Source organism: Kibdelosporangium persicum (assembly GCF_013280595.1).
Lineage (GTDB): Bacteria > Actinomycetota > Actinomycetes > Mycobacteriales > Pseudonocardiaceae > Kibdelosporangium > Kibdelosporangium persicum.
This window is the reverse complement of sequence record NZ_JAAATY010000003.1, coordinates 23,748-47,832: the sequence shown is the minus strand read 5'-3', so window position 1 is coordinate 47,832 and position 24,085 is coordinate 23,748. Positions and strand designations below refer to the sequence as shown.

Genomic DNA, 24,085 nt, shown 5'->3' with positions numbered 1-24,085 from the left:
CGGGTAATTGCTCGTGCCTAATACTGCGGTGTGCATGGAGTGGAGGCAAGCGGTTCGGCGGTGAACCCGATCACGCCGGCCGGTACGACGACGGCCCCGGCATCACGGGTGATGCCGGGGCCGTCGGAAGTAGCGCTACTGGGATTTCAGGACGACGGTGAAGTACCGCCAGCTGGTAGTGGGGATGGTGAAGGAGGAGTCCGGGTTCTTGGAGTCGCGGACCTCGCCCCAGGGGGCGACCTCAACGCACTCGCTCTGGCCCGCGCCGCTGAAACTCGACTTCCGCCATGTCGACCACGGCCTTAAGTGAAGATTCATGTGCCTCCCGTCTACCGTCTACATCAACTCCTTGATGTAGCGGATGCTCTCGGCCGCCGACATCGCCGACTCGCGCAGCGTGGCGAACGACGCGGCCACCTCGCTGACGATCCTGGCATCGTCGACGAAGTCTCCGGCTACCACGTTCTCAAAGTAGACGGCCGGAAGCGAGATTTCCGGGTCGAAGTCGAGCAGGACAAAACCGCCCATCACCGCGGGATGGAGACCCGCGTCGAAGGGAAGGATTTGCACGGTCACGTTCGGCTGCAGGCTCATCGCCATCAGGTGGGCGAGCTGGGCTTCGGCGTAGGGCGCGGACGCGAGTCGTTGCAGCGCCGCTGCCGAGCAGATCGCATGGAGGGTCAGGGGGTCATCGTCGAGGAGGCGATGCTGACGCCGCGTGCGGACCTTGATGATGTTGTCGACGTCGGTGATGCCGAAGACTCTGTTGAGATCGCGCGTGTAGTCCTCGATCTGGAGCAGGCCGGGGATGAGTTCGAGGGTGAACACGCTCATTGACCTGGCGTCGGACTCCGCTCCCACGTAGGTCTGCATGTACGGCGGTAGCTTGGCGGTCGACCACCATCCCGGCTTCGACGCCTCCCGCCGGATCTCTTCCAGGACCGGCAGCCTGTCGTCGGCCCGGTAGAGCCGGACCAGGGCGGAAAGTTCGGTTTTCTTGACGACATTGCGACCACCTTCGATGTGTCTGACCTTCGCCACTGAGCAGTCGAGTTCCTCGGCCGCGGTTTCCACCCGCACGTTGGCGGCCTCGCGCAGCTTGCGGAGTTCCTTGCCGAGGGCTCGTTTTCGCATTGTCGGACTGGACGGTTTTGGCATACGGCTATCGTACCGTCACAATGTGTCACCCAATCGTGTAGGGTTATTTGGTAACAATACGTTGTATGTTTCAACCATGACTGATCAAACCGAACTGGAAGAGCGCGCCGCTGCCCTGGTCGCGGGCCAGGCGCCCCGGCTGTTCGCCGCCGTGGTCCACAAGAACGTCCACAGCACGGTCATCGGCTGGGGCATGCAGTTCGAGGACAGCGCGTACATGGTCTCGGCCGACGGCAGGAACCAGTACTTCCTCGCGGCGGCCGAGAACGCGCTGAACTACGTCCGCGACGAGCCGGACGTCGTCAAGGACATCGTTTGGGTCGGTCCATCAACGCGATGAGGAGCGCGTCACGGCGGCCGTGAGGTTGCGCGAGCCTGGCAGGTGCCTGCCAGTCCGCTGGTACGGCGGCACGCCAGGCGTAGCGTGCGCGTGACGCGGTGGTGTCGGGTTCAGAGGGAAGGTTCCGCACTCCAGTACAGTTGTTGCCAGCAGTTGCAATTATCTGCTTCCGCGAAAATTGCAGCCGCCGCGTAAACGGAGGAGTGGTGACCATGTCACTGGACGACGACGCCGCCGAGGCTCGCGCACAGGGATGGCGCACACTCGCGGCTCTGCACGCGTCCCTGGAAGACGCGCTCGAACGCGCACTGCAGCGCGAACACGACCTGTCCGTCAGTGAGTACAGCGTCCTTGACGTGCTGGCCCGGCAAGACGGCTGGCACATGCGGATGAATCAGCTGTCGAGGGCGGTCGTGCTCAGCCAGTCGGCGACCACACGGTTGGTCACGCGCATGGAGAACCGCGGACTGCTGCAACGCTATCTCTGCCCGACCGACCGCCGCGGCATCTACACCGAAGTCACGCAGGCCGGACACGACCTGTTGGCGAAGGCCCGGCCGCTACACGACGTGACGCTGGCCGAGGCGCTCCGGCAGGCACAGAAGCTCCCCGAGCTCGCGCCGCTGGTGGACGCGTTGGCGCGGCTGCCGATCAGCCCGGCCCAGGCCTGATCCGCCGCGCTCACGGAGTGAGCCTGCCCCACTGGCCGTGGTGGACGACCTCGTCCGTGCCCCGGCGTTTCCTGGTCGCGGCCGAACCTTCGACGGGTTGCTCCTCGGCGCGGTAGCCGACGACCACGGCGCCGATCGGGGTGTACTCCTCCGGCACCGCGAACTCCGCCCGGAATCCGCCGAGGTACTCCGGGGCGATGCCGAAGAAGAATCCGCCCAGGCCTTCGTCGACAGCTGTCAGCAACATCAGCAACGCGGCCATGCCGGTGTCGATGTGCCAGTACGGCACCGGCCACCGTGCCTCCGCGCGGTCCTCCCAGCCCTTGTCGTCCTCGGCGTATCGCTCCAAGTACGCCTTCTTGTGCGACAGGGGCACGACGATCAGGGGCGCCTGGGCCACTGACTGCCAGTTCTCGGTGACCCAGGGCGCGGCGACCGGCCAGAACCGGGCCCGGTCCGCCGAAGCGGTCAACGACAGGAACGCCCAGCCCTGGGAGAAGCCCGCGGATGGTGCGCGCAACGCGCTCCTCAGGACCTTCCCGACCATCTCCGGCGCGAGCGGCCGGTCGGTGAAATGCCTGACCATCCGGCGGCGCCTGATCACCTCGGAGTACTCCATCCCGCGGATCTTATTGGCGGTGATTCTGGGTAGCCACCGGTCATGAGCACACCTGAGATCGACCCGCAGACCGCCAGGAGCATGGAAGAGGACAGCGACTTCGCCGAGGAGCACACCAAGCCGACGTACGCCGACGAGGACCCGCAGGGCGAGGACGAATCCGTCCCGGATGGACTGAGCGGGATGGACCCCGCCTGAGTTTGCCGCCCTGCCCGCCGGGTATGCGATGGAGGACACGTTTGCGCGCCCGCGACGCGGGGACAGGAGACACGCAATGCCCACCACACAGGAAGAACAACTTCTCGACAAGCAGGACGAACAACTGCCCGCTCCGCGTGAAGCCACCGAGGAGACCGAGTTCGAGTTCGAGCCGACGATCGTGCGAGGGCTTGAATGACGGCTGACCCACCTGACAACGCCGATCTGGACCAGTTGCGCGAAGCGGCCTGCCAGTGCCATGGATGTGACCTCTACCAGGACGCCACGCAGACCGTTTTCGGTGCCGGACCGTCCAATGCGGCCGTGATGATGGTCGGCGAGCAGCCAGGCGACCAGGAGGACCGGGCGGGTGAGCCGTTCGTCGGCCCGGCAGGCCGGTTGCTGGACAAAGCGTTGGCGGACGCCGGGATCGACCGGCAGGACGTCTACATGACCAACGCCGTCAAGCACTTCAAGTTCAAACCGGCCGAACGCGGCAAGCGCCGGATCCACCAGACGCCGTCCCGTACCGAAGTGGTCGCCTGCAAGCCATGGCTACTGGCCGAACTCGATCGAGTACAGCCGGAACTTGTTGTCTGCCTTGGTGCGACGGCCGCGAAGTCGTTACTGGGACCGTCCTTCAGGCTGACCCGGCACCGCGGCGAAATCTTGGAATTTCCTGAGAACACCGGGAAAAGCGGTGTCGCGCGAATCACGGCGACGGTGCATCCCTCGGCGATCCTGCGCGCGCCGGACAGGGACGCGGCGTACTCCGCGTTCGTCGCCGACCTGAAGACGGCATCCGGTGCCGTGAAAGGGAAGTAAAGCACCCCTGCCTCGCCTGGGGGTACGCGAGCCAGGGGTGCGAGCGGCGTCGGGGTCGCCGCTCATCCATGGGGATCGAGGCACCCCTGGCCGCAGCGCGGGAAATACGAGCCAGGGGTGCGGGTGACACTCCGGGCGGGTCACCCATTCGTGGTGGACAGTCAGGCTTTGCCGCACCTCTGGCCCGCCTGAGGGGGGATACACGGGCCAGAGGTGCGAGGGCGGCCGTTGCGGCGGCTCACCCTTTTCAGCCGACCCCTGGCCGGTGGAGGGGGGAACGCCGGCCAGAGGTCGCCGGGCGGCCCTGGGGGTCGGCCGCCCGTGGGGGACAGGTCTCTTTCGTTCGCTCAGGCCACCCCCGGCTCGCGGAGGGGGGAGTACGCGAGCCGAGGGGTGGGCTGACCGGTGCGGCGGTCGCCTCGCGGCGAGTGGCGCATGGGGGCTCCGGCTTGACCCGGTATTCCCCGATGGCTTTGGGTGAGGCCCGGGGACTCGTTCCGCACCAGTCACTGAGATTAACTCGCCGGACGGCCGTGGTGTTCCGGACACGGGTGTGACGTGGCTCGCCCGAGGGTAGTCCCCAGTCGGAAGGGAGAACTCATGTCTGCCCGTAAAATGGTACGGCTGCTGGTCCTGGCGATCGGTGTCTTCTACGTCGTGCTGGCGATCTCCGGGTTCGCGTCGATCAGTGACGACACCAACGTCGGTGGTGGCCTGAGGGGCGGCAACGACCCCGACTTGTTGTGGAACCTGTTCGGCGTGACGACCGTGTTGAACTTCATCCATTTCCTGTTCGGTGCGTTGACGATCATCGCCGGATTCCTGATCGACCGCTCCAAACTGGTGTCGTGGACCATGGCGGGCGCGTTCGTCGCGTTGTTCGCCTACGACATCATCTCGATGATGGTGCGGCAGGGCACCGATCCGTTGGCGGTCAACACCGCCGACGCGTGGCTGCACGCCATCACGGCCGTGGTCCTGATCGCCGCCTCGGCGTTGCCGATCGCGAATCCCGCGGAACACCAGGGCGAACGGGCCAGGGACCCGCGGACGAGCCGGGCCCACCGGCCGACGCGGCCGCGTACCCCGTAGGTCCGCCGCCGGGTCCGCGCCGGTTGACCGCGCCGAATGCGAGAACGTCCACGAAGGACGCCTCGAACGACGCGCGATGAACCGGCGCTTTCGTCTGTCCGGTGGAGTCAGCCCGAGTCGCCGGCCGGTTCCATCGTCAGGATCGCGCCCTCGGTGTTTGCGCCGTTCGGACCGTGCAGGGCGCTGACGATGACGCGGACCTTGGTTTTCCTGCCGCGCCGGTTGACCGCGTCGAGCAGGAGGACTTCCTCGAACGACGCGTCGGACATCGCGTTGCGCACGGACGTGCGCAGATCCGCGACCGGCAGGCCGATGTCGAGGTTGAGCAGGTGCTCGCTGGAGGCCTCGTCCCGCCGCAGGCCCCAGAGGTCTTCGGCGCCACGGTTCCACACCAGGATCCGCATCTCCTGGTCCACCACGATCACGCCGTACCGCACCGACGTCATGATCGATTCGAGGAAGTCGTTCACGTCGTTGAGCTCGGCGCTGCGCTCGCGCAGCGTGTCGTTGATCGTCTGCAGTTCGTCGTTGGTGGACTGGAGTTCCTCGTTCATCGTCTCCAGTTCCTCGTTGGTGGACTGGAGTTCCTCGTTCGTGGTCTCCAGTTCCTCCACGGTGGATTGCAGTTCCTCGTTGGTCGTCTCGAGTTCCTCGTTGGTGGATTGCAGTTCCTCGTAGGCCGACTCCAGCTGGCGGTTGGTGTGCTCGAGTTCGTCGAGCAGCTTGCGGGCCGCGCTGACGTCGTGGAACACGATCGACACGCCCAGCAGTCCGTTGTCGTTGCTGACCAACGGGTTGACGTGGATCTCGAACCACGCCGAGTCGCCCGGGAGCCGTTGCCACTCCACCTCCTTGATCCGCAGCGCCCTGCGTTCGACTCTCGCCTGCTCGACGTAGGACCGCAGTTCCACCGGCCGGTAGGCGATCTCCAGGTCCCGCAGTGGCCTGCCGACGTCGCGGGCGGAGAGGCCGAAGACCACCTCGGCATGCTGGTTGACCAGTGCCACGATGTCCTCGCCGGTCACCACCACCTGGGCGACCGGGCTGGTGGAGAAGGCGTGCTCGCGCAGCTCGTCCAGGCCGCCGACCTCACTGTGGCGGTGCGCGTACGCGTGCGAGACCAGGTTGCCGAGGCCGGTCGGGTTACCCGGTGTCTTGCGGAAGAACCGCCGTTTGAAATCGACCGGGTCGAAGATCCTGCTGTGCGACAGCAGCATCTCGGCCTTGCCGAGGAACAGCACGCCGCGCGGGGCGAGGGCGAAGTGGAACCGGCCGAGGACCTTGGCCTGCGTCTCGGCGTTGAAGTACATCAGCGTGTTGCGGCACGCCAGCAGGTCGATCCGGGAGATCGGTGCGTCCTGCACCAGGTCGTTGCGGCCGAAGATGACCGAGCGGCGCAGGTCCTTGCGGAACACGTACTTGTTGCCGTGCTGCTCGAAGTACTGCCTGATCTGGTCCTCGGCGAGGTTGTCCAGTTCCGCGCCGCTGTAGGCGGCGTGCCTGGCTTGGTTCAGGGCTTCGTCGTCCACATCGGTCGCGTAGATCTTGACGCGCTGGCGGAATCGCTCGGCGCCGAGTGCGTCGGCGAACACCATGGCCAGGCTGTAGGCCTCCTGGCCGGAGGCGCAGCCCGCGCTCCAGATCCGCACCGGGTCGTCCGGGCCGCGTTCGGCCAGTATCGTCGGCACGATGTCGCTGCGCAGGTAGTCCCAGGTCTCCCGGTCGCGCAGGAAGCTGGTGACGTTGATCAGGATCGTGGTGAACAGCGCGCCGAACTCCTCGGAGTCGACCTGCAGCAGGTCGATGTACTCGCCGAAGTCCTCGACGCCCACCTGGCTCATCCGCCGCCGGACCCGCCTGGCCAGGCTCGTCCGCTTGTAGCCGGTGAAGTCGAACCCCCGGGATTCCCTCAGGTACGTCAGCACGGCTTCGAACTGGCCGTTCGGTTCGGCCGGCGGAGTCACGTCCACAATCCGGCACGGTACTCCGTGCCCAGCCCGGTCAGCCGAAATGTCACACGCCGTGCGGCACCTTCAGCACCGCCCAGACGGTCTTGCCGCCGGTCATGGCCGGCGTGCACCCCCACACCTTCGTGATCCCCGAAACGAGCAACAACCCGGACGGCGACACACCACCTTCGGCGCGTTCATGCAGCACCGCGGGGCGCGGGTCGTCGTCGGTCACCGCGATGGTGAGCATGCCCTGGCGCATCTCCAACCGCAGGAACGCGGCCGAACTGGTATGCGAGAGAGTGTTCTCCACGAACGCGGTGGCCACGGTCATCGCGTCGGTGATCAGCTCGTCGACGCGCCACCGTGTGCAGTTCATCCGAACGAAGTACCGGGCGCGGCGCGTGCTCATCGGCGAAGGCGGCAGCTCCATGATCGCGCGCTGCCGGATCGGGGGCTTGGCCATGGCCGACACGGCGGTGTCGACCGAGTCGTGCACCGTGACGAACCGGCTGATCGTGCTCGCCGCGAGCATGCACCGCTTCTCCTGGCCGGTCGCGACGAGCATGAACGGCAGGCCGGGCCAGTCCGCGACCCGCATCGACACCAGTGAGAACACCGAGAGGGTCGGTGCGATCGGCATGGTGAGCTCGTCCAGTTCGACCACCAGCCCGTCAGGTTGCTCCGCCGCGTGCTTGAGCAGCGTGTCCCGTAAGACGGGGTACGTTGTCACGTCCAGCGTGCCGACCGGATGGGCGATGGCTATCCCGCCGATGTAGCGCACCGGGACGCGCAGCTCGGAGATCCTCATGGCCCGGCCTCGTGCTCAGCTCGCAGCGGTATCGTGGTCAGACGGCCGCGCAGCAGGTCAGCCGCCTCACGCGCCTCGTCCGCCATCCTGGTGTACCGCTCGACGACACGGTCGTTGCCCCCACGTTCGGCGTGACGACGCATCCGGTCGGCCATGGTCGCCCGCTCGTCCAGCGCGCGCACCGCGGTCCACATCGCCCGCTCGATGCTGTCACCCTGCGCCTCCAGCAGGGCCTCGGCCGACCACGCGTGCCCGACCTGGCACCGGAAACGTCCTTCGTCCGGGGATATCTCGGTCAGCACGCCCTGGCAGTCCGGGCACGAGAAGGTGCTCGGGACCCCCATGCCGTCCGACTGGTAGTCCATCGCCGTCCGCCGATCGCGCGCTATCTCGTTCTCCAGCGCCAGCAGGGGCGGTGTGGGCAGGGCCGGCCCGATCTCCCGTTCCGCCGTCAGCTTCGCCAGCAGCGGGCCGATGTCCGCCGCCGGCAGGACGTGATCGGCCTGGACGTGCCGCAAGGCGTTCTCCGGCATCTCCGGGTAGAGGGCGTCGGCGGGGTCCTGCACGACGACCAGGCCGCCTTGGGCCTTGACCGCGACCAGCCCGGCGACACCGTCGTCCAGCACCCCGGAGAGCTGCACGCCGATCACCCGCGGCCCCCTGCTCTGCGCGGCGGACCGGAACAGGGCGTCGATCGCCGGCCGGTGGCCGTTCTCGGTCGGTCCGTGGGACAGGGCGAGCTGGTCCTCGATGATCAGCAGGTGGTGATCCGGCGGCGCGGTGTGGATCACACCCCGGCGCAGCGGCATGCCACTGGCGGCGGTGACCGTGGGAAGGGTGCCGACGCGGCGCAGGATCTGTGACAGCGCACTGGTTCCGCCCGCCGGCAGGTGCAGCACCACGGCCACGGCGGCGTCCAGGTCCGGCGGCATGCCGGCCACCAGCGTCCGAAGAGTCTCGACCCCGCCCGCCGAAGCGCCCACCACGATCACGTCGCGGTGCCGCGGTGCCATCGAGACCACTTCCCTCGTTCCGGGTGCCCCACGGTAACCCTCCCGCAGGCGCGGAAGCGCTCCTCCCGGACGTGTACCCCCGTTCGGCGGAAAAAATCCGATCGGCCACCGATCCGGATCTTCGGCGGCTCCGTATAGAAGATGTCCAGGGAGGACGAGGCGCATGACCGACCCGAAGGATTGGTTATGCCACAACCCCATACCGTGCGTGCTCCACGCAGGTCACGTGCTACCGCGGCGCTGTTGGCGGTGGGCGCGGCGCTGGCCGGAGGGTTGGTGCCCGGCCCGGCCACCGCCTCCAGCCACCGCGAAGCGCCGCTGATCGCCGCCGACCCGACCGTGGACAACACGGATCTGTACGCGTTCGTCAGCCCGGACCGGCCGGACACCGTGACGATCGTGGCCAACTACTTCGGGTTCCAGGAACCCACCGGCGGCCCGAACTTCTACCCGTGGGCCGAGAACGCCCGGTACGACATCAACATCGACAACGACGGCGACGCCAAGGCGGACCTGACCTTCCGGTACACCTTCGCCACCGACGACCGGCGCAGGAACGCTACGTTCTTGTACAACAACGGTGCGGTGACGTCGATCAACGACGAGAACCTGTTGTTCCGGCAGAACTACAAGCTCGAACTGATCGACCGGCACGGCGGCGGCAAGGTGCTGATCAGGAACGCCCGCTCGGCGCCGTCGAACACCGGCGCGGCGTCGATGCCGGACTTCCGCACCATCCGCGACCAGGCGATCGCCCAGATCCCCGGTGGCGGGCTGAGCTACGCCGGCCCCGCCGAGGACTCGTTCTTCGCCGACCTGCGGGTGTTCGACCTGCTCTACGGCGGCGACCTCAGTGAGACCGGCCAGGACACGTTGCGTGGTTTCAACGTCAACACCATCGCGTTGCAGATCCCCACGCACCTGCTGGCGCTGAAGGGGGACGCCAAGCGCAACCCGGTGGTCGGCATCTGGGCCGACACCGAACGCCAGTCGATCAAGCTCTCGCCCGGCAAGGCCAAGGCCGAGGGGGACTTCGTGCAGGTGTCCCGGCTGGGCAACCCGCTGGTCAACGAGGTGGTCGCGCCCGCGGGCCTGAAGGACGCGTTCAACGGCCTGACCCCGGACCAGGACGGCAAGGTCAAGGCCCTGCTCGACCGGGTGACCGACCCGGAACTGCCCAAGCTGATCGAGCAGATCTACCAGATCAAGGCACCCGCCGGTCCGCGGCAGGACCTCGTGGAGATCTTCCTGACCGGCGTCACCACCAAGGCCGGTGGCCCGATCAAGGCCGATCTGAACTCGCAGCTGAACAACGCCGACGTGATGGCGCACATGTTCGTCCCGTCCGAGATGCTGCGGCTGAACATGGCGGTCCCGCCGACGGCCGAACCCAACCGGCTCGGTGTGCTCGGCGGTGACCTGCAGGGCTTCCCGAACGGCCGCAGGCTGACCGACGACGTCATCGACATCTCCATCCAGGCCGTCGAAGGCGCCGCGCAGTCCGGTGCGCTGGTCGAGGCCCTTGCCGCCGGCGACAAGGTCGACGCCAACGACGTCGCGTTCGAGCAGCGGTTCCCGTACGTGGCGGTGCCCAGCGACGCCGCGGTGAACTCGGCGGTCGCCGAGAAGGTGGAGACCAAGTCGAGTGTCCTCGGCGACCTGCCCGCCGGTGCGCTGATCGGTGGCGCGATCGGCGCGCTCGTCCTGCTCGGCGGCACGGTCTACCTGTGGCGCAAGCGGCCGACCAAAGCCCGTCACCGCAGTACCCGTCCCTGGTGAGTGTCCGCATCGATGCCCGGAGGCGCGACCGTGATCGCGCCTCCGGCGATCCGGGAGGCATTGGCGTGCAGTCATTTCTCGAACCCGAACAGCCAGAAGTCCTGCGCTGGTGGCCGTTGGCGGCACTGGTCGTCGGGCTGGCCGTTGTGCTGTCGGTGTTCACCGGCTACTCCGAGCCGGTCACTGCTGCCGCGTCACCGAATCCGACGCAGCAGAGCCGGATTCAGCAGACGGTGACGTCGTTGCAGGGCAGGCTGCACCGGTTGCCCGACGACGCGCTGGGCTGGGCACAGCTCGGAACGTCCTATGTGGAACTGGCCAGGATCACGGCCGACGCTTCGTACTACGCCAAAGCACAGGGCGCGTTGGACAAGTCGCTGGCCCTGCGGCCCGCCGGCAACGGGCCCGCGATGCTCGGTATGGGCGCGCTGGCCAACGCGCGGCACGACTTCGCCGCCGCGAAGGACTGGGGATTGAAGGCGCTGGCCGTCCAGCCACGCTCCGCTGAGGTGTACGGCGTGCTGGCCGACGCGTACACGCAACTGGGCGACGAGGTCGGAGCCATGGATGCCGTGCAGAACATGCTCGACCTGAAGCCGAACGTGGCCTCGTTCACGCGTGCTTCCTACTTCTTCGAGACACACGGCCGTCCGGACGACGCCCGGATGGCACTGGACCGGGCGCTCGCGGCGGCCGGAGCGCCCGACGAGATCGCGTTCTGCCGGTACCACCTGGGGGAGCTCGCGTTCGGCTCCGGCGATCTGGACGAGGCGGAAAAGCAGTACTCACAAGGGCTTGCCGTGGTGCAGGACCAGACCTTGCTGCAGGGCCAGGCCAAGGTGGCCGCCGCGCGAGGTGACGTGGACAAGGCGTTGGACGGGTACCGGAAACTCGTCACGCGGGCACCGTTGCCGCAGTACATCATGGAATACGGCGAGTTGCTCGACGCCGCGGGACGGGCAGACGAGGCCGCGGCGCAGTTCGAAATCCTCGCCCGGCAACACAAGCTGATGGAGGCGCAGGGCGCCACCGACGACCTCGCCGCGGCGCTGATGCTGGCCGACCACGGCGACAAGGCCGAGGCGCTGCGCCGGGCCGAGGCCGAATGGGGGCGTCGGCGGAACGTCCTGGTCGCCGACGCGCTGGCGTGGGCGTTGCACGTCAACGGCAGGCACGCCGAGGCGTTGCCGTACATGGAGAAAGCGATGGCATCCGGGTGGGACAACGCGATGTTCGCCTACCACCGTGGAATGATCCACTTGGCGCTGGGGCAGCTCACCGACGCCGAGAAGTACCTGGCGCGGGCGGTGCGGACCAATCCGCACTTCTCCGTGCGGCACGCGCCGATCGCGGTCAGGAAGCTGGCCGAACTGCGGAGCGGCCGATGAAGGCGTTGGTCAGGGCCGGTCTGGTCGTCGTTGCCGCTGTGCCTGCCTTCCTGCTGGCAACGGGACACGCGGACGCGCATCCGCTCGGCAACTTCAGCGTCAACCACTACAACGGGCTGCACCTGCATCCCGACCGGGTCGACCTGAAGTCCGTCGTGGACCTCGCGGAGATCCCGACGTTGCAGGAGAAGTCGATGGACGCCGCCCGCGAGTGCGGAGCGCTCGCGGCGTCCGTTCGGTCTACTGTGGACTCGGAGGAGCTGGTTTGGTCGGTCCGCTCGTCGCACGTGGAGTATCCGAAGGGACAGGCGGATCTGGCCACGACCCGGCTGACGTGCGAGCTGTCCGCGCCCGCGCGGATCCGCGGCCCGGTCACGGTGTCGTTCAGCGACTCGTTCCGGCCCGACCGGCTCGGCTGGCGGGAGATCACCGCGGCCGGCTCGGGGATCGCACTGGATTCGCCCGTGCCGGCGCGGAGCGTCAGCGACGAGTTGCGGCAGTATCCCGAGGATCTGCTGGCCAGGCCGTTGGACGTGCGGACGGTCAGCCTCAAGGCGCGGCCAGGGGAGGGGACGCCGGTCACGGCACCAGCTCCGACCGGCGGTGATGTCGGGGTGCTCGACCGCGCTTCGCTTGCGCTGGCGGACTTCGTCGGCAGGCAGGAGCTGACTCCGTTGATCGGCCTGCTCGCTGTGCTTCTGTCGCTCGTGCTTGGAGCGTCGCATGCCGCCCTGCCTGGGCACGGCAAGACGGTGATCGCCGCGTACCTGGTCGGGCGGCGGGGGACCGCCCGGGACGCTGTTGTCGTTGGGGCGACAGTGACGTTGACGCACACTGCCGGTGTTCTGGTGCTGGGGCTGTTGTTGAGTCTTTCCAGTGCGCTGGCGGGGGAGAGCGTGTTGCGCTGGCTGGGGATCGCCAGTGGGCTGCTGATCGCCGGGATCGGTGTGGTGTTGCTGCGTTCAGCCGCGCGGAACCGTGAGCCTGCCCTCGCCGGGCACGGTCACGGACATGGGCACAGCCACGGGCACGGTCATGGACATGGGCACGGTCACGGCCCGCGTTTCGGCAAAGGCAGTCTGATCGGGATGGGGGTGGCCGGTGGCCTGGTGCCCAGCCCGTCCGCCCTCATTGTCCTGCTCGGTGCGGTCGCCTTGGGACGCACGTGGTTCGGCGTTCTGCTGGTGCTGGCCTACGGGCTGGGGATGGCCGCGATGCTGACCGCTGCCGGGTTGCTGCTCGTCAGGTTCTCCGGCCGGCTCGAAGGCTGGTCCGAGCGGTTCGGGATGCGACGGGTGATCGCGGCCGCCCCCGCGATCACCGCCGGGATGGTGCTGGTGGTGGGGATGGGACTGACCGTCCGAGCGGTGCTCGGCTGATCACCACGTGACGGGAAGGCTTGCCACGCCGTAGATCCCGCGTTCGACGTTCAGCGGGACCTCGTCCGGTGCCACGGCGAGGTCCAGCCCCGGGAACCGGGCGAACAGCTGCGAGAAGCCGATGCGCATCTCGATCCGGGCCAGCTGCTGGCCGAGGCACTGGTGCACGCCGTGGCCGAACGCCAGGTGTCCCGCGGTCGGCCGGGTGACGTCCAGCTCGTCCGGCCGGTCGAACCTGTCCCGGTTGGCCGCGGGCAGCGACACCAGCACGGTCTCGCCCTGCTTGATCACCTCGCCGCCGAGTTCGACGTCCTCCAGCGCGGTCCGGTTGACCTCGAACTGGACGACGCTGAGGTACCGCAACAGTTCCTCGACGCCGTTCTCGACGTCGCCGAGGAACTTCGCCAACTGCTCGGGGTGCCGCAGCAGCGCGAACGTGCCCAGCGCCAGCATGTTCGCGGTCGTCTCGTGCCCGGCGAACAACAGCATGATCGCGATCCCGGTGATCTCGACCTCTTCGAGGCCGGTTTCGGTGAGACCACGGATCAGGTTGTCGCCCTCGGCGAAACGCCTGCTCTGCACCAGGTCGTACAGGTATCCGAACAGCGAGTCACCGGCTGCGGCCCGGACCTCCGGGGTGGTCGTGGGGTCGACCATGTCGTGCGAATGCCGTTCGAAGAACTCGTGGTGCGAGTACGGCACACCGAGCAGCTCGCAGATCACCCGGGACGCCAGCGGAAGCGCGAACGCGTGCACCAGATCGGCCGGTGGCGTCATGGCGTCGAGCAGCTCCTTCGCGATCTGCTCGATCCTCGGTTCCAGCAGCCGCATCCGCCGGACGGTGAACTGGCCGGTCAGCAGCTTGCGGTAGCGCGTGTGCTCCGGCGGGTCGGTGAAGGCGAACGCACCGGGCGCGGCGGGTTGCGTGGTCGGCCGGATCGGTGACCGCACGAGCTCCCCGCGGGCGCTGAACCGCGGATCGGCCAGCAGTTGCCTGCTTTCCGCGTGTGTGGTCACCATCCAGCCGAGTGTGCCGTCGGCGAACCGCAACCTGCTGACCGCCGGGCGGTCCCGCAACTCGGCGGGCGGGCTGAACGGACAGGTCCTCGCGATCGGAAGCGCATCAGTCATGCGTACATCGTACGCGAAATCCTTTGCCTGAAGTGTCCTACGTTTCCCGCCTAGTGCACTAGTGCGTTTTACGGCTTGCGGCCGACAGCGCCGCAGATGCAGTACGAGACCTGGGTGGGCGGCTTGATCCTCGGGCCGTCCGGCCACCAGTCGGTGCACAGCACCAGGCCGGGGTCGACCAGTTCGAGACCGGGGAACATGCCCATGATCTCGTCGCGGGTGCGGAACAGGCCGGTGCCCATCGGACTGTGCAGGAACATGTCCTCCATCCGCCTGGCCAGCTCGCTGTGTTCCTCGGTCTGCGGGTCGAGGAAGTGACTGATGCCCACGTACGAGCCGGAAGGAAGGGCGTCGATGTACTCCCGCATGATCGACTGTGGTGGGCGTTCGCCGTCGTAGTGGTGGATCGTGCCCAGCTGGAACAGTGCGATCGGTTCGGAGAAGTCCAACTGCTGCTGGACGATCGGGTCGTTGAGCACCTCGCGCGGGTCGAAGATGTCGGCGCCGGCCAGGAAGGTCTGCTCGTTCTCCTCGAGCAGGGCGCGGCCGTGGGCGAGGACCACCGGGTCGTTGTCCACGTAGACGACCCGCGAGTCCGGCTGGATGCGTTGCGCCACTTGATGGGTGTTCTCCGCGGTGGGCAGGCCGGAGCCGAGGTCGAGGTACTGCGTCACGCCGGTCTCCATCGCGATGAAGCGGGTGACGCGGATCAGGAAGGCGCGGTTGTCGATCGCCAGTTGGGTGGCCTCGGGCGCCACGCTCTGTACCCGGCGCAGGACCTCGCGGTCGACCTCGTAGTTGTCCTTCCCGTTCAGAAAGGCGTCGTAGACCCGGGCGATGCTCGCCTTTGTCGTGTCGATATGTGTGGGCACTACCTTCTGAGACATTCGATCCTCTCAGCCGGAAAGAGACGAAGTCGGGGGTTGCGCGTCTCGGCACCCCACTTTGTCATCGGCATGTCCGGCTGGCTATCGTGTCGTTCTGGTCCGATCAGGTGACGCAGGCGTCTTTTTTGATCTGGTGACGATTACCATGAGTCGATTTCGAAAACTGCATCGGGTGAGGGGAGCGTTGGATTGCCCGCAGAAGGCCGTCCCGGTGGTGATCGCGCGAGTTCCGACGGCGGCGCCGCTCGTCCGGCCGGGCCCACCGCATTGCGGATCATTCTCGGGATCCAGTTGCGCAGGTTGCGCGAGGCCGCCGAAATCTCACCGGTCCAGGCCAGTCAGGCCATCCGGGGATCGACTTCGAAGATCAGCAGACTGGAACTCGGCCGGGTCGGGCTCAAGGAACGAGATGTAGCCGACCTACTCACACTTTACGGTGTCACCGATTCGAGTGACCGTGAGCAGTTTCTGTCGATGGTGCGGCAGTCGAACGAGCCGGGCTGGTGGTACCGCTTCGCCGATCTGATGCCCGAGTGGTTCCAGGACTTCGTCGGCCTGGAGGAGGCCGCGTCGCGCATCCTGACGTGTGAGGTGCAGTTCGTGCCGGGTCTGATGCAGACCGAACAGTACGCCCGCGCGATCGCCACGAGCGGCCACCCGGAACTGGCCACAGAGGACGCCGAGTGGCGGGTGACCCTGCGGATGCGCAGGCAGAAAGTGCTGCACCGGCCGTCGCCGCCGAAGCTGTGGGCGGTGATCGACGAGTCCGTGCTGCACCGTCCACTCGGCGGCCGGGACGTCCTGCTCGACCAGGTCGACCACCTGCTGGAACTGACCACGCTGCCGCACGTGACACTGCAGGTGATGCCGTTGTCACTGAGCGGATACGCCGCCGAGGGCGCGTTCACGATGCTGCGGTTCGCCGAACCGGAACTGCCCGACATCGTCTACATCGAACACCTCACCGGTGCGTTCTACCTCGACAAGCGCGACGACTTCGAGCGATACAGCCGGGTTTTCGATCAGGTGACCGTGGACGCGTACACACCTCGGGAGACCCGGCAGTTATTGATGAAGGCCCGCGCGGCGCTCTGACGTCACCCTGTTAGCCCTAGCTCTCGGAGTCGCGCGTGCTACGGTTGACCGCAATCTCGGATGCAATTGCATTTGCGTCAAGGTCGACAGGAGGATCGGCGATGCTGACAACCGCGTCCTTGGCCGCTGATCTGTCGTGGCGAAAGAGCAGTCGCAGTGGAAAGAACGGCAACTGCGTGGAACTCGCCTGGCTGGAGGACGGCACAGTGGCGGTGCGTAACTCCCGTAGTCCCCAAGGCGCGGTGTTGATCTGTCCGCCGAGCGTGCTCACCTCACTGGTCGCCCGGATAAAACAGCGGAGCGTGTGATGAACGCCGCCGAAGTCACCGAAGAACGACTGAGAGAACTGATCGCGCGCGGATTCAAATTCGTCCATCCCCGCGACGAATCCGGTCACATCACCGCGATCGTCGGTGTCCGCCCGCACCACAACGTGATCGACGTCGTCCAGCTGCGCACCGAGGACGACGCGGTGGCGCTGCGCCTGGCAGGCGACACCGCGGACGTGCTGGCCCCCCAGCGACACAGCTGGCGTTCGGCGGGCCCGGCGCCGCGCGTGCTGGACGACATGCTCAACCTGCCCGATGTCACCGCGGAGATGATCGAGATGCCGTCGGCCAACGGCCACTGGATCCACACCGGCCGCAACCGTGCCAAGTGGGTCCCCGCCAACTCCGGGTGAGTCCCCAGGTCCCGGGCGTGCGTCTGCTGCCCCCGCGTCCGCACGCCCCTCCTCTTCCTGCCCCCGGCACGCGCGAATGGCGTTAAAAATCCGTAGTGACGGGGGTGGCACCGGTTTCGTCGGGGGAACCGGTGCCACGATGGAGCCGTGGAGCGGGAGAAGATCACGCTGACCGGTGCGCCGGAGACCATGCTCGCCACGCTCTACGGACGGGCGCTGGACAGTCGCAGGCCGAACTCCGTGCTGAACGACGTCGAGGCGGCCCGTGCGGTGTCGCGGATCGACTACGACTTCCGCAAGACCAGGATGAAAGGCACCAGCGCGGTCGGCGTGGCCATCCGTGCCAAGGTCCTCGACGACTGGACGCGGGAGTTCATCGCGGCCTATCCCTCCGCGACCGTCCTGCACCTCGCGTGCGGCCTGGACACGCGCGCACAACGGATCGCGCCGCCCGGCACCGTGCGCTGGGTGGACCTGGATCTTCCCGACGTGGTGGCGTTGCGCTCGCGGCTGATCATCCCGCCGGGCGGCGACTACCGCTTGGTCGGCGCGTCGGTCACGTCCGGCTCGTGGCTCGACGAGGTCCCTGCCGACCGGCCCACTGTCGCCGTGTTCGAAGGCCTGTCGATGTACCTCCATAAAGAGGACGGCAAGCGCCTGATCGAACGGATCACTGGTCGCTTCCCCACGGGGCAGCTGCTGTTCGACTGCTACGGGTCGACGGGGATCAAGCTGCAGAAGCTCGTGCCCGCCGTCCGCAACGCGGGGGCGACCCTGCACTGGGGACTCGACGACCCGCGTGAGGTGGAGGGCTGGCATCCGGGGCTGAAGTGCCTGGACGCGCTGCGCAGCGTCGACATGCCCGGCCTGGAGAAGCTGCCGCTCGGCGGCCGACTGGGCCTGAAGGTCATCTCGAAGATCCCGGGCCTGCGGGACGCCGGACGGATCCTGCGCTACCGCTTCTAGAAAAAATTCGAACAAATGTTCGAAGCTGTGACCAGGGTTTTTGTCGCTCCAGTACGCCGAACGGGTGACGAACAGCCGTGCGACGACCTCAAAAATGTCGGACCCCTTCGGTAGCTTGCTCGGTATGAACAGAACCGATCGACAGTTCGCCCTGGTGGAGGAGCTTCGCGCGGCCGCGCCCGAACCGCGCGCGGCACGGTGGCTGGCAGATCGTCTCAACGTCTCGATCCGCACGATCGAGCGTGACCTGGCTGCGCTGCAGGAGTCAGGCCTCCCGGTGTACGGAGACCGGGGACGACGTGGGGGCTACGTACTGGACAAGGACCGCACCTTGCCCATGTTGACCATGACGACCGAGGAGGCCATGGCCGTCTCCGTCGCCCTGCGGGAGTTACGTGGTGCTCCCTTCGAGGCGGCGGCACGCTCGGCACTGGCGAAGCTGAAATCCATGATGCCGGAACAGGATCTGGCCCGCGCCGAACAGCTCGTCGACCGGGTCCGCCCGGTCAGCGCACCGCCCGGGCCACGTTCGACGGTGCCGCGGCCGATCCAGCGCGCCCTCGAAGCGGGCCGCGTCCTGCACATCCGCTACCGCGACGGCAACGACAAGATGACCGACCGCACCGTCGAACCCATGGGCCTCTTACACGGTCCACGCGGCTGGTACCTGCTCGCCTGGTGCCGGCTGCGCGACGCACCTCGCGGGTTCCTGCTCGACCGTGTCCACAACGCCGAAGTCGGGGAGGAATCCGTGGTCGACCGCAGCGTCGACCTCAACCCACCGGGGGCCGACGCCCCCACCCTGCGCGCCGCGGGCTGACCCACGGCCTCGATGGACGGCCAACGTCGTCCGTCCATCGAGCACCCCGCGCCGTACGTGAACCGGCTGGCGGTGAGCAGGTGTGCCTGGTGGGGCCTGGTGTGCTGACCTTGCGCGACAGCGCCCACGTCGAACTGTCGCTTGCCAACGCCATCGGTTCGGCCAGGCACGGAAATGGGATGGCAGGAGTGGTCGCTCGATCTAGCATGCGGAGGGTGAGGGAAGACGGTACTGAGGTTGTCGTGCGATGCCAGGAAGATCCCGGTGTCTTCGTGCGGCTCACCGACTGCCATCCGCTGGACGAGTACCGCCTCGCGTTCCGTGTCGAGGTTCAGGCAGAAGGCCTGTGCGCCCGAACCGACACGGTCGTCGCGGAGTGGTACGACGACCTCACGCACTTCGTCGAAGGTCTGGCGGCTGATTTCCGTGGCTGGGAAGGTGCACGCGTCTGGCAGGCGAACCGCGTCGAACTCAGTGCGGTGTTCCGTTCCCGCGGCCATGTCTGTCTCAAATGGACGTTGCGGGGCGCCACGCTCGCGGACGCATGGGAAGTCTCGATCGAGACCTGGCAGGAAGCAGGCGAGCAGATGAAGGCGCTCGCCGCGGACATCCGCGACTTCCTCCACCGGCCGCCCGCCTGAATCCCGGCGCGTGTCCACAGCGGCGGCACCCCAGACACCACCGGAAGGCCCTTCCTGCGAAGTGGCAGCTGATTGTCTGATGTGGAGCGGTACACGTGTCGCAGGTAAGTCGGCCACGTGGCGATGTCGGCAGGTTCATCCAGCCACCGGTCAATTCGCCAACGCCCCTAAGGAAAACGTCGCCGCGAAGGCCAGTGGACGATGTTGGGAGAGTGCGCGGGCCTGGGGTCACTCGGCATTCGCGGACTGTCTGCCGCACCCAGCGCCGGCCCGGAATCTGGCCGTAGATCCACCATGGGCGGCCGGCCCTGGGGCATAATCTGCGTCGATACCCCACGTGCGTCCGCCGAAAGCCGGGTGGGTGCGACAATGTTCGGCGTGAACGCCGGGCGGATCGTCCTGATCGTCAGTTGCTTGCTGGTCGCCGGGCTCGGGGTGTGGTTCGCGGTGGTCCGGTGGGAGGACGCGAACAAGATCGCGACGGCCGCCTCGGCGCTGGGAGCGGTCGCGGCGGTCGGCGTCGCGGTCTGGGCGGCCCTGCGGACGCCACCAGCTCGGAAGTCCGTGAAGGTCTCGAACACCGGTGACGCGACCGCGGATTCCGGCGGCCGGGCCATCACGGGAGTCGTCGGCAACGCGGGCCACGTGCGCGTCACGCGAACGGGTGACGCGAAGGCGTCGGGCGGGGGAGACGCCGTGTCGGGCGCTCAACTGGACTGAGCACGGGAATGAAGGAACGGATCCGGAGGCTCACGAACGCCGGCAGCGGCGCGGCGAGCGCGCCGGCCGGAGTCGCCGTCTCGGGTGTCGTCCTCGGTGATGTCAACCTGCACACCGGAACACCCGTCACCACGCGGTATCGCCAGCAGGTGCAGCGGATCGCGCCGGCTGAACTGCTCGACCGCGACGTCGAACTCGCCGAGCTGGCGGAGTTCTGCATATCGCCCTCGACCGCTGGGCAGTACCAGTGGTGGCGAGCCGGAGCGTGGTCGGGCAAGTCGGCGTTGTTGTCCTGGTTCGTGTTGCACCCGCCCGCCGGGGTGCGAGTGGTCTCGTTCTTCATCACCGCGCGACTGGCCAGCCAGAACGACCGCGTCGCCTTCATCGACAACCTCCTGGAGCAGTTACTCGCGCTGCTGGGTCGGCAACTGCCGCCGTTCCTCACCGAAACGACCCGCGAAGCGCACCTGCTGGGCCTGCTGTCCGAAGCCGCCGAGGCTTGCCGGGACCGCGGTGAGCAGTTCGTGCTGCTGGTGGACGGACTGGACGAAGATCGCGGTGTCCACGACGGCCCAGACTCACACAGCATCGCCGCGCTCCTGCCTGTGGCGCCCCCAGCCGGGATGCGGGTGATCGTCGCAGGCCGCCCGAACCCGCCCGTCCCGGCGGACGTACCCGCCCACCATCCCTTGCTGCGCGGGGAAAACGTGCGAACGTTGACGCCCTTCGCCGGAGCGCAGCTGGTCCGGGCGCAGATGGAGCGCGAGCTCCGGCGGCTGGTCGGCGGGAGCGCTGACGAGCAGGACCTGCTCGGTCTGGTGGCCGCGGCGGGCGGCGGGTTGTCGGCCGGGGACCTGGCCGAACTGACCGGGTTGTCCCGCTGGCAGGTCAACGACCACCTGCGAACCGTGGCCGGACGCAGCTTCTCGACCCGCGGCAGTCACTTCCGGCCCGACGGACCGGAGGTCTACCTCCTCGGCCACGAGGAACTCCAACTGGCCGCACTGGACATGCTCGGCCCGAGCCGGTTGGCCGGGTACCGCGAGCGGCTGCACGACTGGTTCCAGCGCCACCAGCAGCGGCAATGGCCGCCCGGCACTCCGGAATACCTGCTGCGAGGGTACTTCCGGATGCTCATGGCGACCGGTGAGGTACAGCGAATGGTCGCTTGCGCCACGGACCCGGCCCGGCAGGACCGGTTGCTTGACCTGTCCGGCGGCGATGGCGCCGCGTTGGCGGAGATCACCGCCGCGCAGGCGGTGATCGCGGCCCAGAAGCGGCCTGACCTGACCGCGATGGTGCGGCTGGCCGTCCATCGTGATCATCTCGCCGACCGCAATCGTCATATCCCCGTCGAACTGCCCGCGGTGTGGGTGCGGGCGGGCCGGATCAACCGGGCGAGATCGATCGCCGAGTCGATCACCGATCCGGTGAACCGCGTCCAGGCGCTGGCACGGATCGCCGAAGCAGTGGACGACGCCGGGCAAACAGTCACGATCGTCGGCCGTGCCGAGGAGACAGCACATTCCATCGCCGACCGAAGCAAGCGGGCCACCGCGATGGTGATGGTCGCCGAAGCCGCTGTCGCGGCAGGTCAGTTCGACCGTGCGGAGCAACTGGCTCGTGCCGTCAGCGACCTTGACCGGAGAGGGCCTGCCCTGGCGAAGGTGGCCCGCGCCATCGCGGAAACCGGTCAGTTCGACCGTGCCGAGACAACAGCCCGTTCGATCCTCGACGGATTCCACCGGGTGTCCGCGTTGGCAGGGATCGCCGTGGTGGCCGCCGGCGCTGGTCACCCGGACCGGGCAAGCAGCCTCATCGACCGGGCCGAGCAGGTGGCTGGTTCCTGCACCGACCACCGGCAGCGGATATCGGCACTGGTGGAGATCGCTGGGGCGGCCATCAGCGCCGGCCGGATGGACAGAGCGGACAGAGCCATCGAGGATGCCGAGCACGCCGCGAACCTGCTCCGTCCTTGGCAGGAGCCGGAGAGTGCATGGGCGGCGATCGTCGTTGTCGCGGCAAAGGCCGGTCACTTCGATCGCGCTGAGAAGCTGGCCCATTCTGTTCCCGGCGAGTACCGGTCATCCGCGGTGCGGACGATCGCCGAAGTGGCCGCGGCAACCGGGCACTACGATCACGCCGAGAAGCTGACCCACTCCATCACCGACCCGGACGAGCGGGCATGGGCGCTGGTGATGCTCTGCGCCGCCCTCGCCAAGGCCGGACAGGTCGACCGCGCCGAACGACTGGCTCACACCATCACGACCTACCATGAGCGCCAGAATGTGCTCGCTCTGATCGCCGGTGAGTTGGCCTCGGCGGGCGAGAGTGAGCGCGCCGAGACGCTCGCGCGTTCCATCCAGGACGTGTCCATGCGACAGGCAGCACTGTCCTACGTTTTCAGAGCCGCTGCCAAAGCTGGCCAGTTCGACCACGCCGAACAGGTCGCTCGCTCCATCACCGACGCCTCCGCGCAGGCGGCAGCGCTGGTGACGATCGCCGAGGCGGCGATCGCAGCGGGTGACGTGGACCGTGCCGTGACCTTCATCGAGGACAGCGAGAAAACAGCTCGATCCACAGTAGACTTCGAGCGAAGGGTGCGTGCGCTCGTAGCGGTTGCCGACGCTGCCATCGAAGCAGGCGACGCGGATCGCGCCGCCTCCATCGTCGACCGCGCGGCAACGGTTGCTCACTCCATCACAGACGAGTACACGCGACAGCAAGCATTGACGGCAGTGGCCAAGGTCGCGGCGAGAATCGGTCATATCGACCGTGCGGAGCGCATCGCCCGTTCCATCGCGGACCAGCGCCGGCAGGACCATGCGCTGATGGAGGTCGGCGCGGCGGCCGCACAGTTCGGCCACATCGACGATGCCGAGCGTGTCGTCCGGCGCGTCACCGACGTCAACACCCAGGCGTGGGCACTGGTGGCGGTCGCCAGAGCAGCCGTTGAAGCGGGCGAGGTGCGGCGGGCCATCGCCCTCACCGGCCACGCCGGGAAAGCCAGCGAGTCGATACCAGACTCTGATCGAAAGGCGAATGCGCTCGCCGCGGTCGCCAAGATGGCCATCGAAGCACGTGACATGGATCGTGCCGCCGCCGTCATCGACCGAGCCGAAGTGACGGCTCGCTCTGTCCCTGATGTTCTCAGTCAGGTGTACGCGCTGGTGGCGGTCGCGGAAGCAGCCGCCCAGGCCGGTTGCCGGGACCGGGTGCTCGCCCTCTTCGACCGTGCCGAGAAAGCGGCTCGCTCGACGACGGAGGCGTTCACGCGCCTTCTGGCGCTGGATGAGGTCGCCCGGGCTGTCGCGGTGACGGGCGAATGGGATCGAGCCGAAAGGATCATCGATTTCGGCGGACCGGAGGCTTCGCACGGGGGTGCGCTGACAGCCGTCGCCAGGGCCGCCGCGCAGGCGGGCCACTTCGACCACGCCGTGCTGGTCGCCCGGTCCATCAGCGATGCCGAAGAACGACAAGCCGATGCGGTGCTGGCCGTTGCCGAATACGCCGTGGCAGCCGGTCAACTGGAACGCGCCGCGGAACTCGCCGGTTCCCTCGGTGACAGCGCCAGGCAGGCCGATGCGTTGGTGGCGGTCGCCAACGCGGCCATCGCGACAGGCTGCGACGACTGGGCCGTCGCCATGATCGACCGTGCCGAGGACGTGGCCCGTTCGATCGCCGACCCCGCCGGACGGGCGAAGGCGTTGGTGGCGATCGCCGACACGATGGGCGACCTACCCGGCGATCTTGCCGAGCGCACGACGAGAACCGTGGCCGAGGCGCTCAGGCTTGGTGAGTGGCACCTTTCCGTGCGCCCGCTGATCCGGACGGTACCGGAAGCGACTTCGGTGATCCTGACCGAACTGGACACCGTGCTCCGAGCCGGTTGAGTCCGGCGTTCGCCCGTGCAACCCGCAG

Annotated in this window: 25 protein-coding genes; 17 read left to right on the top strand and 8 right to left on the bottom strand. The window is 67.6% G+C overall.

All coding sequences use genetic code 11. From position 1 onward, the window contains the following. Window positions 1–135: 135 nt before the first annotated feature. Both GC106_RS07005 and GC106_RS07000 read right to left on the bottom strand, forming a co-directional pair. The gene (locus tag GC106_RS07005) at window positions 136–318 is read right to left on the bottom strand and encodes a DUF397 domain-containing protein (protein WP_173125703.1); all 183 of its coding nucleotides are present in this window, start codon (window positions 316–318) and stop codon (window positions 136–138) included. An 18-nt stretch (window positions 319–336) separates the two neighbouring features. Continuing rightward, a complete protein-coding gene (locus GC106_RS07000; protein ID WP_173125701.1) occupies window positions 337–1,134 on the bottom strand; it encodes a helix-turn-helix domain-containing protein in 798 nt (265 codons plus the stop codon). A gap of 100 nt (window positions 1,135–1,234) precedes the next feature. Between GC106_RS07000 and GC106_RS06995 the strand changes: the two genes are divergently transcribed. Next, the gene (locus GC106_RS06995; protein WP_173125698.1) at window positions 1,235–1,498 is read left to right on the top strand and encodes a hypothetical protein; all 264 of its coding nucleotides are present in this window, start codon (window positions 1,235–1,237) and stop codon (window positions 1,496–1,498) included. Window positions 1,499–1,710: 212 nt separating this feature from the next. Further along, on the top strand, window positions 1,711–2,169 hold the full coding sequence (locus tag GC106_RS06990) for a MarR family winged helix-turn-helix transcriptional regulator (protein WP_173126546.1): 459 nt from the start codon (window positions 1,711–1,713) through the stop codon (window positions 2,167–2,169). Window positions 2,170–2,179: 10 nt separating this feature from the next. On the opposite strand, the gene GC106_RS06985 is transcribed toward GC106_RS06990, so the two are convergent. Then, window positions 2,180–2,788, bottom strand: coding sequence for a nitroreductase family protein (locus tag GC106_RS06985; protein WP_173125696.1), 609 nt, complete (start codon window positions 2,786–2,788; stop codon window positions 2,180–2,182). Between the two features lie 42 nt (window positions 2,789–2,830). Here GC106_RS06985 and GC106_RS06980 point away from each other — a divergent pair, with 42 nt between their 5' ends. From GC106_RS06980 to GC106_RS06970, 4 genes are all read left to right on the top strand, one after another. Then, the gene (locus GC106_RS06980; protein ID WP_173125694.1) at window positions 2,831–2,986 is read left to right on the top strand and encodes a hypothetical protein; all 156 of its coding nucleotides are present in this window, start codon (window positions 2,831–2,833) and stop codon (window positions 2,984–2,986) included. A 76-nt stretch (window positions 2,987–3,062) separates the two neighbouring features. Then, on the top strand, window positions 3,063–3,185 hold the full coding sequence (locus tag GC106_RS48700) for a hypothetical protein (protein WP_281368395.1): 123 nt from the start codon (window positions 3,063–3,065) through the stop codon (window positions 3,183–3,185). Then, window positions 3,182–3,811: a UdgX family uracil-DNA binding protein gene (locus GC106_RS06975; RefSeq protein ID WP_173125692.1), complete on the top strand. Its 630-nt coding sequence runs from the start codon at window positions 3,182–3,184 to the stop codon at window positions 3,809–3,811. Before GC106_RS48700 ends, GC106_RS06975 begins: the two co-directional genes overlap by 4 nt. A gap of 600 nt (window positions 3,812–4,411) precedes the next feature. Beyond that, a complete protein-coding gene (locus GC106_RS06970) occupies window positions 4,412–4,903 on the top strand; it encodes a DUF4383 domain-containing protein (protein ID WP_173125690.1) in 492 nt (163 codons plus the stop codon). Window positions 4,904–5,010: 107 nt separating this feature from the next. Here GC106_RS06970 and GC106_RS06965 read toward each other — a convergent pair whose 3' ends face one another. From GC106_RS06965 to GC106_RS06955, 3 genes are read right to left on the bottom strand one after another with little or no spacing between them, the layout of a single operon-like run. Beyond that, window positions 5,011–6,867 carry a CheR family methyltransferase gene (locus GC106_RS06965; RefSeq protein ID WP_173126543.1) on the bottom strand — a complete coding sequence of 619 codons (1,857 nt, stop codon included), beginning with the start codon at window positions 6,865–6,867 and terminating at the stop codon, window positions 5,011–5,013. Window positions 6,868–6,916: 49 nt separating this feature from the next. Continuing rightward, window positions 6,917–7,663, bottom strand: a complete 747-nt coding sequence (locus GC106_RS06960) for a hypothetical protein (RefSeq protein ID WP_173125688.1) — start codon at window positions 7,661–7,663, stop codon at window positions 6,917–6,919. After that, entirely contained in the window at window positions 7,660–8,676 is a 1,017-nt protein-coding gene (locus GC106_RS06955; protein ID WP_173125686.1) for a chemotaxis protein CheB, read from the bottom strand. The genes GC106_RS06960 and GC106_RS06955 overlap by 4 nt, the downstream gene beginning before the upstream one ends. A 186-nt stretch (window positions 8,677–8,862) precedes the next feature. On the opposite strand from GC106_RS06955, the gene GC106_RS06950 reads away from it, so the two are divergent. The 3 genes from GC106_RS06950 to GC106_RS06940 all read left to right on the top strand — a co-directional run bounded on the left by GC106_RS06950 (window position 8,863) and on the right by GC106_RS06940 (window position 13,222). Then, window positions 8,863–10,455 carry a DUF4331 domain-containing protein gene (locus tag GC106_RS06950; protein ID WP_173125684.1) on the top strand — a complete coding sequence of 531 codons (1,593 nt, stop codon included), beginning with the start codon at window positions 8,863–8,865 and terminating at the stop codon, window positions 10,453–10,455. Between the two features lie 65 nt (window positions 10,456–10,520). Further along, window positions 10,521–11,843 (top strand): tetratricopeptide repeat protein, encoded by a 1,323-nt coding sequence (locus GC106_RS49225; RefSeq protein WP_173125682.1) that lies wholly within the window; start codon window positions 10,521–10,523, stop codon window positions 11,841–11,843. Further along, window positions 11,840–13,222: a nickel/cobalt transporter gene (locus GC106_RS06940; RefSeq protein WP_173125680.1), complete on the top strand. Its 1,383-nt coding sequence runs from the start codon at window positions 11,840–11,842 to the stop codon at window positions 13,220–13,222. The genes GC106_RS49225 and GC106_RS06940 overlap by 4 nt, the downstream gene beginning before the upstream one ends. Here GC106_RS06940 and GC106_RS06935 read toward each other — a convergent pair whose 3' ends face one another. Then, entirely contained in the window at window positions 13,223–14,353 is a 1,131-nt protein-coding gene (locus tag GC106_RS06935) for a cytochrome P450 (RefSeq protein WP_173125678.1), read from the bottom strand. Window positions 14,354–14,421: 68 nt separating this feature from the next. Next, window positions 14,422–15,240 (bottom strand): SAM-dependent methyltransferase, encoded by an 819-nt coding sequence (locus tag GC106_RS06930; protein ID WP_173125676.1) that lies wholly within the window; start codon window positions 15,238–15,240, stop codon window positions 14,422–14,424. A gap of 189 nt (window positions 15,241–15,429) precedes the next feature. On the opposite strand from GC106_RS06930, the gene GC106_RS06925 reads away from it, so the two are divergent. The 8 genes from GC106_RS06925 to GC106_RS06890 all read left to right on the top strand — a co-directional run bounded on the left by GC106_RS06925 (window position 15,430) and on the right by GC106_RS06890 (window position 24,057). Then, on the top strand, window positions 15,430–16,335 hold the full coding sequence (locus GC106_RS06925) for a Sco1979 family transcriptional regulator (RefSeq protein WP_173125674.1): 906 nt from the start codon (window positions 15,430–15,432) through the stop codon (window positions 16,333–16,335). Between the two features lie 101 nt (window positions 16,336–16,436). Then, window positions 16,437–16,643, top strand: coding sequence for a DUF397 domain-containing protein (locus tag GC106_RS06920; protein WP_173125672.1), 207 nt, complete (start codon window positions 16,437–16,439; stop codon window positions 16,641–16,643). Continuing rightward, on the top strand, window positions 16,643–17,017 hold the full coding sequence (locus GC106_RS06915; RefSeq protein WP_173125670.1) for a hypothetical protein: 375 nt from the start codon (window positions 16,643–16,645) through the stop codon (window positions 17,015–17,017). Before GC106_RS06920 ends, GC106_RS06915 begins: the two co-directional genes overlap by 1 nt. Before the next feature lie 147 nt (window positions 17,018–17,164). Further along, the gene (locus GC106_RS06910; RefSeq protein WP_312872494.1) at window positions 17,165–17,983 is read left to right on the top strand and encodes a class I SAM-dependent methyltransferase; all 819 of its coding nucleotides are present in this window, start codon (window positions 17,165–17,167) and stop codon (window positions 17,981–17,983) included. Window positions 17,984–18,107: 124 nt separating this feature from the next. Next, complete coding sequence (locus GC106_RS06905; protein ID WP_173125668.1) at window positions 18,108–18,803, top strand: helix-turn-helix transcriptional regulator; 696 nt, start codon at window positions 18,108–18,110, stop codon at window positions 18,801–18,803. A gap of 101 nt (window positions 18,804–18,904) precedes the next feature. Next, on the top strand, window positions 18,905–19,444 hold the full coding sequence (locus tag GC106_RS06900; RefSeq protein ID WP_217280174.1) for a DUF6228 family protein: 540 nt from the start codon (window positions 18,905–18,907) through the stop codon (window positions 19,442–19,444). A 369-nt stretch (window positions 19,445–19,813) separates the two neighbouring features. After that, the gene (locus GC106_RS06895; protein WP_173125666.1) at window positions 19,814–20,164 is read left to right on the top strand and encodes a hypothetical protein; all 351 of its coding nucleotides are present in this window, start codon (window positions 19,814–19,816) and stop codon (window positions 20,162–20,164) included. An 8-nt stretch (window positions 20,165–20,172) separates the two neighbouring features. Continuing rightward, window positions 20,173–24,057 (top strand): hypothetical protein, encoded by a 3,885-nt coding sequence (locus GC106_RS06890; RefSeq protein ID WP_173125664.1) that lies wholly within the window; start codon window positions 20,173–20,175, stop codon window positions 24,055–24,057. Window positions 24,058–24,085 lie beyond the last annotated feature (28 nt).